12 protein-coding genes and 1 riboswitch are annotated in these 12,816 nt (G+C 44.4%); of the genes, 8 read left to right on the plus strand and 4 right to left on the minus strand.

What is annotated here, in order from left to right; genetic code table 11:
- Nucleotides 1-71 precede the first annotated feature (71 nt).
- Nucleotides 72-2,150: a TonB-dependent receptor gene (locus J8Z24_RS02285; RefSeq protein ID WP_176032436.1), complete on the minus strand. Its 2,079-nt coding sequence runs from the start codon at nucleotides 2,148-2,150 to the stop codon at nucleotides 72-74.
- Nucleotides 2,151-2,262: 112 nt separating this feature from the next.
- On the opposite strand from J8Z24_RS02285, the gene J8Z24_RS02290 reads away from it, so the two are divergent.
- The 8 genes from J8Z24_RS02290 (at nucleotide 2,263) to J8Z24_RS02325 (ending at nucleotide 10,022) form a co-directional block, all read left to right on the plus strand.
- Complete coding sequence (locus tag J8Z24_RS02290) at nucleotides 2,263-2,652, plus strand: acyl-CoA thioesterase (RefSeq protein WP_176032435.1); 390 nt, start codon at nucleotides 2,263-2,265, stop codon at nucleotides 2,650-2,652.
- Nucleotides 2,653-2,748: 96 nt separating this feature from the next.
- Nucleotides 2,749-3,168: an META domain-containing protein gene (locus tag J8Z24_RS02295; RefSeq protein WP_176032434.1), complete on the plus strand. Its 420-nt coding sequence runs from the start codon at nucleotides 2,749-2,751 to the stop codon at nucleotides 3,166-3,168.
- 80 nt (nucleotides 3,169-3,248) lie between these two features.
- Nucleotides 3,249-3,379, plus strand: a riboswitch (TPP riboswitch).
- Nucleotides 3,380-3,497: 118 nt separating this feature from the next.
- Nucleotides 3,498-5,450 (plus strand): phosphomethylpyrimidine synthase ThiC, encoded by a 1,953-nt coding sequence (gene thiC, locus J8Z24_RS02300; protein WP_252095190.1) that lies wholly within the window; start codon nucleotides 3,498-3,500, stop codon nucleotides 5,448-5,450.
- 268 nt (nucleotides 5,451-5,718) lie between these two features.
- Nucleotides 5,719-6,732, plus strand: coding sequence for an FAD-dependent oxidoreductase (locus J8Z24_RS02305; RefSeq protein ID WP_176032432.1), 1,014 nt, complete (start codon nucleotides 5,719-5,721; stop codon nucleotides 6,730-6,732).
- Nucleotides 6,729-6,926, plus strand: coding sequence for a sulfur carrier protein ThiS (gene thiS, locus J8Z24_RS02310; protein WP_176032431.1), 198 nt, complete (start codon nucleotides 6,729-6,731; stop codon nucleotides 6,924-6,926). Before J8Z24_RS02305 ends, thiS begins: the two co-directional genes overlap by 4 nt.
- Before the next feature lie 3 nt (nucleotides 6,927-6,929).
- Nucleotides 6,930-7,727, plus strand: a complete 798-nt coding sequence (locus tag J8Z24_RS02315; protein WP_128731280.1) for a thiazole synthase — start codon at nucleotides 6,930-6,932, stop codon at nucleotides 7,725-7,727.
- A gap of 35 nt (nucleotides 7,728-7,762) precedes the next feature.
- The gene (gene thiE, locus J8Z24_RS02320; protein ID WP_252095191.1) at nucleotides 7,763-9,286 is read left to right on the plus strand and encodes a thiamine phosphate synthase; all 1,524 of its coding nucleotides are present in this window, start codon (nucleotides 7,763-7,765) and stop codon (nucleotides 9,284-9,286) included.
- Nucleotides 9,279-10,022, plus strand: coding sequence for a HesA/MoeB/ThiF family protein (locus J8Z24_RS02325; RefSeq protein WP_176032428.1), 744 nt, complete (start codon nucleotides 9,279-9,281; stop codon nucleotides 10,020-10,022). Before thiE ends, J8Z24_RS02325 begins: the two co-directional genes overlap by 8 nt.
- A 135-nt stretch (nucleotides 10,023-10,157) precedes the next feature.
- Here the strand turns inward: J8Z24_RS02325 and J8Z24_RS02330 are convergent, their stop codons facing one another.
- The 3 genes from J8Z24_RS02330 to rsgA form a co-directional block, all read right to left on the minus strand.
- Nucleotides 10,158-10,478 (minus strand): hypothetical protein, encoded by a 321-nt coding sequence (locus tag J8Z24_RS02330; protein ID WP_176032427.1) that lies wholly within the window; start codon nucleotides 10,476-10,478, stop codon nucleotides 10,158-10,160.
- A gap of 252 nt (nucleotides 10,479-10,730) precedes the next feature.
- Complete coding sequence (asd, locus tag J8Z24_RS02335) at nucleotides 10,731-11,597, minus strand: archaetidylserine decarboxylase (protein WP_128731277.1); 867 nt, start codon at nucleotides 11,595-11,597, stop codon at nucleotides 10,731-10,733.
- Between the two features lie 86 nt (nucleotides 11,598-11,683).
- Nucleotides 11,684-12,736, minus strand: a complete 1,053-nt coding sequence (rsgA, locus tag J8Z24_RS02340; protein WP_147391243.1) for a small ribosomal subunit biogenesis GTPase RsgA — start codon at nucleotides 12,734-12,736, stop codon at nucleotides 11,684-11,686.
- Nucleotides 12,737-12,816 lie beyond the last annotated feature (80 nt).

Raw genomic sequence — 12,816 nt, forward strand, 5'->3', positions numbered from 1 at the left:
AATAGAATATAAAAAAGGGGAAGCGTATAGAATATACTTCCCCTTTTTTAATAAGTATAAACGTAAGTTGATTACAGTTCGTAGGTAAAACTTAATCCGTATACGCGTGGTTCACCGTACTGCACGTAGGTATGTGGCTGCCAACCGTCTAATGGGTTGTTACCAAATCTAAAGCCGCGTACCACAATATCTTCATCCGCTAGGTTTCTGCCCCAAGCTGTGAGTGACCAGTTATCACCGTAATAGCTTAAGCTGGCATTGATCAGGTTATGATTACCGGCTTGCTCGTTGTGACTATCCGAGAGGTAATAGTTGTCTTTACCTTCAACGCCAAGCGCTACTACTAGGTTATTCATTAGCTCGTAATTAACAGCAAATGAGTATTGATAGTTTGGTGCTTGTGCTTGATCGCGGCCGTCTAAGCTAATGCCACTTGCTGCAACAAAATCTTCTATTTCTGTTTCCAAATAGCCAGCGCTATAGGTAAAGCCAAGGCGCTCGTTGTAACTAAAGGTGCCTTCTAGCTCTAGTCCATAGTTGCTGCCTTCACTGGCGTTATCGATATAGCCTGCAAATTGCTGGTTAGATACTTGCCACTGCTTTAGTTGAATGTCATCACGCTGCATATAAAATGCAGTAACACGTACAAGGTGACGCTTATCTTCAGATTGCCCTTTCACGCCGAACTCGGCATTCCAGACATACTCTGGGTCAAAATAATGGTGCTCTGTGGGAATGTTTAACCCTTCGTCTTTGGCCTTTGCTAATGCTTCACCATTTACGCCACCAACCTTGTAACCACGAGATAAGCTGGTGTAGATCATAGTACGAGGGACAGCTTGGTATTCAAGTGCGACTTTACCGCCCCACATTAAGTCATCGGTTGCGATGGTAAAGCCATTGCTGTCTAAGTAATCAGCGTCGTATTGTTCTGCGCGTAGGCCGCCAATCAAGCGAGTTTTATCTGATAGGTGATGCACGTACTGGCCAAATATAGCTTTGCTTTCGATTGAATAGGCAGAAGTAAACGGTGTAGCAAGCCAAGTATAGTGGCGGGTTAGATCAACGTCGTTACGCTTGGCATACATGCCAACTACCCAGTCGCTCTGCTTATCTTTGATTAAAAACTCAATATCGCCTTTTTCATAATTACGGGCATAAACATCGGTTGAGCTATATCCTTCAGGGTGTAATCCCGCGCCGCAGAGTTCAGGTTTACTTGGATCGTTACACACCCAGTCTTCATCAAAACTATAGAGGGCATCAGCGTCTAATCCTGATACTTTAAACTCAACATCAAACAAGTCTGAGCGTGTATATTTGCCACGAAAAGCAAAAGCGTCAGACTCTAGGTTATCTTGCCCAGGTTCATCAGCAACACTATTGCGCGAATTATCTAAAGTAAAGCCATCATAACCGTTGTCAGTATCGATATGATGGAAAGTAAACTCTAGGGCAAGATTGTCGCTGACCTGAGAGTTAAGTTTTAGTCTAGCGGCTTGCTCATCTTGCGTCTGCGTGGGCTTATTGAGATAAAGATTATCAACATAGCCGTCGGATTCTCGTTGATATAAGCTCACTCGTGCAGCAGTGTTATCGCTAAGCCCAGCGCCTGCGGCAATACCAGCTTCATAACTGCCATAGTTGCCTGCGCCAAGTTTTAGTTTTAGTGAGGGTGCAGTTGTTGCCATTTGAGTATTTACTTCAACAATACCTGCCAAGGCATCAGAGCCAAACTTGGTACCTTGAGGGCCGCGATACACAACGACTGATTCGGTATCAAATAGTAGCGCGCTGCCACCTAATCCCGAGTAGTTAATGCCGTCAATCAATAAACCGACGCTAGGATAAATAGGATCAACAAATTGTGAACGCAAACCCACGCCACGAATTTGCATAAAACGGCCACGAGACGCGCCTGCGGTAAAGTTAACATTGGCAGTTGCACCAAGGATCTCATCTAAGTATTGGGCACCACGCTTGGTGATGGTTAGTTCATCAACAACCGAAGCGCTAGCACTGAGTGTTTGGATGGTTTCATTTTGAAAGTCACCAGTAACAACGATGGTTTCCAAGTCATCATCGGCAAGTACATGATGAGAGAAAAGTGGCAATAGTGCCAACGTGATCGTAGAGAGTTTTAACTTCATGCTTAATCTTTGTCCCATTTTTAATTGGGCACAGTTTAGCAAAAGCCAGACCAGTTAACAGTGAAATTATGTTATATCTTAGCCCATTAATTTTAATGCAATAGGTGTTGATATGAGTTTTAAGCTTGATTTTAAAGTGCGTGACTATGAATGCGATTTACAAGGTATCGTCAATAATAGTGTGTATTTTAATTATTTAGAACATGCAAGGCATGAGTTTTTGTTGGCCCATAACGTTGACTTTGCAGCACTTGCTGAGCAAAAAGTGAACTTGGTGGTGATCCGCAGTGAAATGAATTACAAAGATTCATTGCGCCCAGGCGATGACTTTTACGTTGAAGTAAGCCTTGAGCGAGAAAGTAGGGTGAAGTTTGCGTTTAAGCAAAAAATAATCAGAACCCATGATAATAAGTTGATGTTAGATGCGCTAATCACTGGCACTTCAGTTAACGAACGTGGCAGACCTTTTTTACCGGATGCTATCACTCACTTATTTGATTAAATTAATGCCGAAAAAGTCATTTTTACAGAATTTTACTGCAATTATTGCCCAATGAAACGTTATAATAAGTATTGGGCATAAAATAGATGGTTTACCATGAAATTCATCAGCATAATTTGCGCAGTTATTGCGCTTAGTGGATGTGTCTCAACAGGGAAGGTAGACACGCAAGCGCTTAAGTATTCTAGTTGGCAGCTTCGCAGCATAAATGGCCAGCCACTTACACAATCACAGGACGCATCTTCAGAGAGTATGCAAGCGATTGACATTCGTTTTATAGACGCGTTGCAAGTCAATGGGTTTGCTGGATGTAATCGCTTTTTTGGTGAAGGTGAAATTGTTGATGGGCAATTAATCGTCAAAAATCTAGGGATGACCCGTAAGTACTGTGGTGAGGATGTGGCTAAAGTTGAGTCACAGCTGATTAATCAGTTACAAATCGGCGTATTACTTGAGGTTAAGGCTAATATACTGACCTTAAAGGGAAAGCCTGAATTTACTTTTGTTAAACAATAAGCCAAAACCCCACATACCAGTGTGAATGCTGGCGACAATACTTGCGAGCGTTGATGTAAGTAAGTAGACTGGCGCTAATTCGTTACTTGTCGGAGTGCCTCGAATTTTTACAGCAAGCCAGCTGCTAATCATTCAGGCTGAGATCGCATTTTGCGGGATCCGTGGACCTGATCAGGTTAATGCCTGCGTAGGGAACAAGACAGCAAACGTGTTGCGTTTGTCTGTAGCAATAGTGGTATATTGCTATCCACCTTACCCGAGGACTATCCTCGTCTCCTCCTTTTTTGGAGATCTGACAAGACACCTTTGATGAAAGTAAGAGGAACGTCATGTCAAACAATAGTAGCAAGTTAAGTCGTCGTGAAGCACGAGCAGCTGCGGCAGAATTTATCCATAATCTTAAAGGTCAACCTTTCCCCAATTCTCATAAAGTCTATGTCGACGGCGACCAAGCCGGTGTGCGCGTTGGTATGCGTGAAATCACGCTAAGTGATTCGTTTGTTGGTGGCACCGAAGACAATCCGGTATTTGAATCAAACGACCCTATTCGTGTTTATGATACTTCAGGTCCATACACAGACCCTGAAGTACCGGTTGACGTTCGTGCTGGTCTTCCTAAATTTAGAGAGCAGTGGATAGTTGAGCGCGATGATACCGAAATGCTAGAGTCGGTGACGTCACAGTTTTCCCAGCAGCGTATGGCGGATGAAGGGCTTGATCATATTCGCTTTGAACACCTACCTAAAATTCGTCGTGCCAAGGCGGGTAAAAATGTCACACAAATGCACTACGCACGCCAAGGTATCGTGACACCAGAAATGGAATATGTGGCCATCCGTGAAAATATGGGGCGTGCTAAATTACGAGATGAGTTATTAGCACAGCAGCACAAAGGGCAATCGTTTGGAGCCAGTATTCCTGAGTTTATCACGCCTGAATTTGTCCGTGATGAAATTGCTCGTGGCCGTGCTGTACTGCCAAACAATATCAATCACCCTGAGACTGAACCGATGATCATCGGACGTAATTTCTTAGTTAAAGTTAACGCCAATATCGGTAACTCATCAGTGAGCTCTTCTATCGAAGAAGAAGTCGAAAAGATGGTATGGTCGACTCGCTGGGGGGCAGACACGGTGATGGATCTATCGACAGGGCGCTACATTCATGAAACTCGTGAGTGGGTGGTACGTAACTCGCCTGTGCCAATTGGTACGGTACCAATCTATCAAGCACTAGAAAAAGTCAATGGCGTTGCCGAAGACTTAACGTGGGAAATCTTCCGCGATACGCTAATTGAACAAGCTGAACAAGGGGTGGATTACTTTACCATCCATGCTGGCGTACTGCTGCGTTATGTACCAATGACGGCAAAACGCGTCACCGGTATTGTGTCTCGCGGCGGTTCAATTATGGCGAAGTGGTGCCTAGCGCACCACAAAGAAAACTTCCTCTACACGCATTTTGAAGAGATCTGCGAGATCTTAAAGCAATACGATGTTTGCTTTTCATTAGGCGATGGCTTGCGCCCAGGCTCTATTGCCGATGCCAATGACGAAGCACAATTTAGTGAGCTACGCACTCTTGGTGAATTGACTAAGTTGGCGTGGAAGCATGACGTACAAGTATTTATTGAAGGCCCAGGCCATGTACCGATGCACATGATCAAAGAGAATATGGAAGAGCAGCTAAAGCATTGCGATGAAGCGCCATTTTACACGCTTGGTCCGCTTACCACAGATATTGCTCCGGGTTATGATCACTTCACTTCAGGGATCGGTGCGGCGCAAATTGCTTGGTATGGCTGTGCGATGCTGTGCTATGTGACACCAAAAGAACACTTAGGCTTACCGAATAAAGAAGATGTAAAAGAAGGTTTGATCACCTACAAGATAGCAGCACATGCAGCGGATTTGGCAAAAGGCCATCCGGGTGCTCAAGTTCGTGACAATGCGTTGTCTAAAGCGCGCTTTGAGTTCCGCTGGCATGATCAATTTAATCTTGGTCTAGATCCTGACCGCGCCCGTGAATATCACGACGAAACATTGCCGCAAGAGTCGGGTAAAGTTGCGCATTTTTGCTCTATGTGTGGGCCAAAATTCTGCTCAATGAAGATCACGCAGGATGTACGTGACTACGCAAAAGAGCTAGAAGCACGAGGGATTGATCCGAATAATGTAGGTGAAGAGATCAGCATTAAAATGGTGGATGTTGAAGCTGAGATGAAAGCAAAGTCTGAAGAATTTAAGCAATCAGGCTCAGAGCTTTATCACAAAGCGATATGATACCACTTTGTCTTAATACTTGCTCAATTTGAGGGAGTAAATCTGACGCTAACTGCGTTAAAAGTTTCTTATTTAGAACAACTAAATAGCAAAACTTTTGCCTTGCCTACAGGACGTAGGTACCTCGGCGTGAGCAGGACGCGGAAGCGGTGTTATCGACAAGATTTTCTTGCCTCAAAATAGATCACTTAATAAAGCAAATTGGTATCACTCATCCCATCGTAGCCACTTTGATGTCTGTGAGGTGGCTCATTTTAGGAGTGTAGCGATGTCTACTCAAGCACGTGTTGCTATCTTGGGTTTTGGTTTAACTGGGCGTATCGCCGCATTGATGCTTGCAAAGCGCTATCAGATCAGCGTATTTGAGCAAGCAGAGCAAGGTGCTGAGTCTTCAGCTGGGAGTGTCGCAGCGGCTATGTTAGCGCCGTTGGCTGAGTCTGTGATATGTACTGAAGCTTTGGCGTTACAAGGGCTTGAGTCGATGAGGTTATGGCCGCAAATACTTGCTAAACTCGACAGCCCAGTCTTTTTTCAACAGCAAGGCTCACTAATTGTTGCCCATGCGCAAGATCGTGGTGACTTGGTGAGTTTTCAGCAGCGCTTAAAGCCGTTAAAAGAGCATCGTGCGGAAACGGTGAATGGTGCTCAAATAGCCGAACTTGAGCCGGAGTTGGGGGGCGTGTTCCACCAAGGCTTGTATTTACCTTGCGAAGGCCAACTGGATAATCAGGCGTTTTATCAAAGTAGTACTACAACACTACTGAAGCAAGGTGTAGAAATTAATTACGGGGTTCATTGTGATGAGGCGAAAAAAGCGCAGCTGAGTCACTCGTATGATTGGGTTATTGATTGTCGCGGTCTTGGTGCAAAAGTAAAATGTGAAGGGCTTCGTGGCGTGCGTGGAGAAGTAGCTAGAATTTTTGCCCCTGAAGTGACCTTGACTCGACCTGTGCGTTTGATGCACCCAAGGTATCCTATTTATATTGCACCAAAGCCGGATCATCAGTTCGTGATTGGTGCGACGGAAATTGAGTCGCAAGACAGTGCAGAGATCACTGTGCGCTCTACACTTGAACTACTCTCTGCTGCTTATTCAGTGCATCGTGGATTTGCTGAAGCGCGAGTATTGTCCTTATTAGCCGGACTTAGGCCCGCATTTAAAGATAATCACCCCAAAATTGACCAACAAGGCAATGTGATCAGTATCAATGGTCTTTATCGGCACGGCTATCTGCTGGCACCACTTATTGTGCAACAAGCACTATCTAAGGAGTTATTATGAAAGTCGAATTTAATGGCGAAACGATTAATATCGACCACGAGCAAACTATTCAGGAGTTTATCACAGCCAAAGGTGCGAGGCCGCCTTTTGCCGTGGCACTCAATGGTACCTTTGTTTCTCGCACAGAGCTGCCAGGCGTGACACTGAACGACGGTGATAAGGTTGAGCTTTTATCACCAATTCAAGGAGGGTGATTTATGCAGTCTTTGGCTGATACGCCACTTACCATTTATGGTGAACAATTTACGAGTCGAATGCTAATTGGCTCAGCGCTTTATCCTTCTCCTGAAGTCATGCAGGCGGCTATCGCCACCTCGGGTGCTGAAATTGTTACTGTGTCGCTGAGACGCCAGCAAACAAAGCAGGCTGGTGATGACTTTTGGTCGCTAATCAAGGAGATGGGACTACGCGTCTTGCCGAACACCGCAGGTTGTCACAGCGTAAAAGAAGCGGTGACACTGGCACAGATGTGTCGAGAAGTGTTTGCCACTGATTGGATTAAACTTGAACTTATTGGCGATGAATATAACCTGCAACCAGATCCAATTGCATTACTCGAAGCCACCGAAATCTTATTAAAAGACGGTTTTAAAGTGTTGCCTTATTGCACTGATGATTTGGTGTTGTGTCAGCGCTTGGATGCGTTAGGCTGCGAGGTTTTAATGCCTTGGGGCGCACCAATTGGTACAGGGAAAGGGCTGTTAAACCCATATAACTTGCAAACTATCCGCACACGTTTGCCTCATCAAACCTTGATTGTCGATGCCGGGCTTGGCCTGCCGTCTCATGCTTGTCAGGCACTTGAGTTGGGTTATGATGCGGTATTACTTAATTCGGCGGTGGCTGGGGCGGGTTGTCCTATTACTATGGCAAAAGCATTTGAAGCCAGCACAGTCGCAGGGCGTCTATCTTATTTAGCAAAAGCAATGCCGCAAAAAGAGGTGGCATCGCCCTCTACACCAACCCTTGGGATGCCTTTTTGGCATGCAAATTAACTTGAGTTGCGGATAACTACATAGGGAGCTTTTTTATGTCACATATTGTTTGGAGTATAGCAGGCTCTGATTCTGGTGGTGGCGCAGGCATTCAGGCTGATCTCAAAGCAACGCAGAGCTTTAATGTCCATTGCTGTACAGTAATAACGGCGCTAACCGCGCAAAATAGTTTAGGAGTTGAGGCGTTAAATCCTGTTTCTACTACAGTTATCGAATCTCAACTAACAGCACTTTCGCAAGATATGCCTGCGACAGTGATAAAAATTGGCATGCTTGCCAATGTGCAACAAATCCAACTTATTGCTGAGCATTTAACACATTACAAAGCAACATGGGTAAAGCCGCCAATCGTGGTTTACGACCCTGTTGCCATTGCGACCAGTGGGGACGCGTTAACGGAAGAGGATACGGTTGATGCGTTAAAAACCCACTTGTTACCGCTGGTGGATGTTATAACGCCCAATACGCATGAAACTCAGCTGCTGACTGGCGTGTATTTAATTGGCCCGGAGGCGGTAAAAGAGGCGGCTGCCAAACTGCGAGAGTTCGGTGTAAAGTCGGTGATCATTAAAGGGGGACATTGGGATTACCCGAAAGGTTACTGCATTGATTATGGCGTAGAAGCGGATACTGAATATTGGCTCGGAAACGAAAAAATTCAAACCCCACATAGTCATGGCACGGGGTGTAGTTTATCGTCAGTTATGGCATCTTGTATCGCTAAGGGCTACCCGTTTAAAGATGCCTTTATTCTTGGTAAAGCCTATATCAATGCGGGATTAAAAGCGGCAATACGATATGGGGAAGGGGTGGGACCTGTAGCGCACACGGGATTCCCTGTGACGCTCAATGATTACCCTCAAGTGGTTGAAGCGGGATCTTGGCTTGCGGACGAATTAGAGTTTACCTTACCAGAGGAGTTTAACTTTGCCGCAGGTTTTGCCAGCATTGACGACCCCATTGGACTTTATGCTGTGGTAGATAGCGCGGATTGGGTGGAAAAGTGCCTCGCGATGGGGGTCGATACGGTTCAGCTGCGGATTAAAGACCCAGAGCAAGCCAATCTTGAAGCAGAAATACAAACTGCCATAGCACTTGGACAAAAGTACGGTGCAAAGGTGTTTATTAATGACTATTGGCAGTTAGCAATTAAACACGGTGCGTATGGCATTCATTTAGGCCAAGAGGATATTGATAAAGCAAACCTAGCTGCTATTCAAGAAGCGGGGCTGCGCTTAGGTATTTCTACCCATGGTTTTTATGAAATGCTCCGAGCGCATAACTATCGTCCCAGTTATTTGGCTTTTGGTGCAATTTATCCAACGACAACCAAAGACATGACAGGTCAAATCCAAGGGCTTGAAAAGCTGACGCACTTTGTTCCTTTGATGGAGCCTGTCTATCCAACCGTCGCCATTGGTGGTATTGATCTTAGCCGAGCACAGGAAGTGGTTGCAACAGGCGTCTCTAGTATTGCGGTGGTCAGAGCAATTACTGAAGCCCAAGACCCACAGCAAGCTGTACTTGAACTAAAACAGGCGATGACACAGCATGACTGAGCTGAGTGACAAAGAGCGGCTAAGATACAGTCGCCATTTGCTATTAAAAGAGGTCGGCGAACAAGGACAGTTGGCTTTAAAGCAGGCACATGTTGCCGTTGTTGGGTGCGGCGGGCTGGGAAGTCCAGCGCTGTTTTATCTTGCTGCCAGTGGCATTGGTAAGCTTACATTTATTGATCACGATGAAGTTGAGTTGTCTAACCTACAGCGGCAAATTTTGTATAAAGTGAATCACTTAGGCCAGCAAAAGGCTAAAGCTGCGGCAAAGGTGCTGGCGAGTCTCAATAACGACATAACACTTACACCGATTAATGCACGCTTGACCCAAGAAAATATAGCTGAGTTGCTTAGTGAGGCCGATGTTATATTAGATTGTAGTGATAACTTTACTACCCGTTATTTGCTCAATAAGTACTGTTATCAAACAAATAAGGTGCTGATAGCAGGCGCAGCTATTGCCACCCAAGGGCAATTAATGTGCTTTGATTTTAGAGCCAAGTCACCTTGCTATGCTTGTATTTTCCCAACAGACTCACAAGCTCCAACGGAAAACTGCGGTAACTTTGGCGTATTGAGTCCAATACTTGGGATCATTGGCGCGCAGCAGGCATTACTTGCTGTAAACGTGCTACTTGGACATCATCAAGGGAGTTACTTTTCTTACATAGATGCGCTGACACTAGTTCAGCACCAATTACTACTAGTCAAGGAAGATAGCTGTAGCGAGTGCAGCTAATCATAACCGTTGTATAAGGTTAAATAGTAATACATAAAGCCAAAAAAAACCCAATTATTAAAATTCATTTAATGATTGGGGTTTATTTAAAAATGAAGTTTATTCTAAGCTAAAGCAATTTTACTTTGAACGGAGCTATTTCCGAAGCCAAACTGTGCCATTACTAAATTCAATTTGCTGGCAATTGTTCGTAATCTTAAAGGTAATATTGTTAGCAGTGCCCTCTAGCTTAGATATAACCCCAGGTGTTTTTTCTAAAGCTTCATTAATGAATAAAAGCTTTTCTCCTTTTTGTGTGACATAAGCTTCCTTTCCTTCACTTTGACAAACGCTAGTACAGATGTAACTACCTGAAACATTGGCATAACCTTGCTCATTCATAATACATTGAGCAACAGAGCCTGTAGCAGTAAAAAGTGAAACAAGAGTGAGCACTGATTGTAGAGTACTTTTCATTTAACTATCCTTTTATAGGTCAAAACCTATAACTACGAAGTTATTTCAACGTTGTCAATGCTACTTTCTCTGTGCTGTGGAGTTACTTTAGATAAGGGGAAAGTTAAAATTTAATATTGTTTCTAAGTACCGCACTTTAATTATTAGCTGCCCAAATATTTGAGTTCTAAAAAGTGGTCTAAACGACATCTTTGAAAACTTAAATATGGAAGCCTGTAGTGAGGAAAAACAGGCCGCCACATTCACAGTAATTTACTCTGCTATTTTTGCAAACGGTGTACCCATACGTGTTACTGTTTCTGGGTTTTGACCGTCAAGGAAGTCCGCTTTTTCAGCGCCCCACGCTAAGATCACTGTTGAGCCGAGCTTAAAGCGACCCATTTCTTCGCCTTTTTTCAGCTTAATTGCATTGTCACCAGTCTCTGGATATGTCCAAGTAAACACATCTCTACCCGCAGGCGGAGTGACGGTCCCTGCCCAAATAGTTTCAATACTGGCAACTATGGTTGCACCTACCAATACCATAGAAAGAGGTCCAATTTCAGTATCAAAAATGGCAACTACACGTTCGTTGCGCGCAAATAAGTTAGGCACATTTTGTGCAGTCAAAGGATTTACCGAAAATAAATCACCAGGCACATAAATCATCTTGCGCAGTGTGCCATCAATTGGCATATGAATACGGTGGTAATCTTTTGGTGCAAGATAGATAGTGGCAAACTTACCACCTATATAAGGGGTAAAATCTTCCTCTTTGCCGCCAAGTAAAGTTTGCAGGCTATAGTTGTGGCCTTTAGCTTGGATGATTTGACCATCGACAACGTCACCTAACTGGCTAATCGCACCATCAACAGGGTGAGCTAAAATATTGCTTTCTTCAGCAAGAGGACGGATCCCTGGTTTCAAAGGGCGAGTGAAAAACTCGTTGAAGGTTTTGTAGTGAGCTGGATCTTCGTGCAGAGCTTCACTCATGTCGATTTTATATTGTTTGATAAATAGCTTAATAAGCTTTGTTGTTAATGCACCGGCTTCTGCTGCTGCAAGCTTACCAACCAAACGAGAAACCGCATGTTTAGGTAATGCATACTGCATGGCAATTTTTAGTTTATCCAAATTCACTTTTAACAGTTCCTAATTGTAGTCTTGCCACTAAGGTACTTAGTAGCCGTTGGGCTCAACGGGTTGAGCCAATTTAGCAAATATTATCAGACTCTCGGAGCTCGCGCACCTGCGCGACCATCTGCCATAGACTCTAAAATGCGGTGGTAGCTTTCAAAGCGCAGTTCGCTGATTTTTCCTTCATCGACGGCTTCTTGGATAAGGCACCCGGGATCATTGAGGTGTTTGCAGTCTCTAAAACGACAACCTCCAATAAATTCTCTAAACTCTTTAAAACACCAAGTCACTCGCTCAACTTCTAGATGCCATAAGCCAAACTCACGGATCCCCGGGCTATCAATTAAGTTTCCGCCAGAGGGGAGGTGATGTAAGCGTGATACTGTTGTTGTATGTTGCCCTAAGCCGCTATTTTCGGAGACTTCTTTGGTCAGGATATCGGCATTTGGGAGTACAGTATTAACGAGCGTCGATTTACCCACACCAGATTGACCAACAAAAATATTATTTTTGTCTTCTAAGATATGTTTCAGCTCATCTATGCCTTCACCTGATTTGGTGCTGACTAACAGCACGCGATAACCAAGCTCACGATAGATATCTAACACTTCATCAACGTAATCCAAGCTTTCTTGGTCGAGCAAGTCAATTTTGTTTAGTAACAAAATTGGCTCAATCCCCATGTCTTCACAAGCAACCAAATAGCGGTCAATGATCTGTGGGGTAAACTCAGGCACAACTGCTGATACCATCAATATCTGGTCGATATTGGCAGCGACGACTTTTACACCATCATAAAAGTCGGGGCGAGTAAGTTGTGTACGTCTTTCATGTACAGCCTCAATGACTCCGGCTAGGTCGCCATCACTGACCTTGGCACGACGAAAAATAACTTCGTCACCGCAAACCAAGCTGCTCACGGTGCGGCGTATATTACAACGCAAAATCTCTTGCTCTGTGGTTTCTATATCTGCATGTTGCCCGAAGCGGCTGATCACCACTGCCGCTTCTGTTGGTCCTAGGTTGTCATTTTGCCATGAAACATCAGACACTTCTGTCCCTTTCGCTTTATCGATACGCTTCTGATGATTAGCTCTAATCCGTCGGGATTGGCCTTTACTGAGTTTCTTTTTCTTTGCCATGTCTATAATCTGTTTAAGCTTGAGCGTGCAGAGCGTTTAAATTTAGGCTATAAATCAATAAAACGCCGTGCATGGTAAAA

It is taken from the genome of Pseudoalteromonas sp. SCSIO 43201 (assembly GCF_023716725.1).
Lineage (GTDB): Bacteria > Pseudomonadota > Gammaproteobacteria > Enterobacterales > Alteromonadaceae > Pseudoalteromonas > Pseudoalteromonas peptidolytica.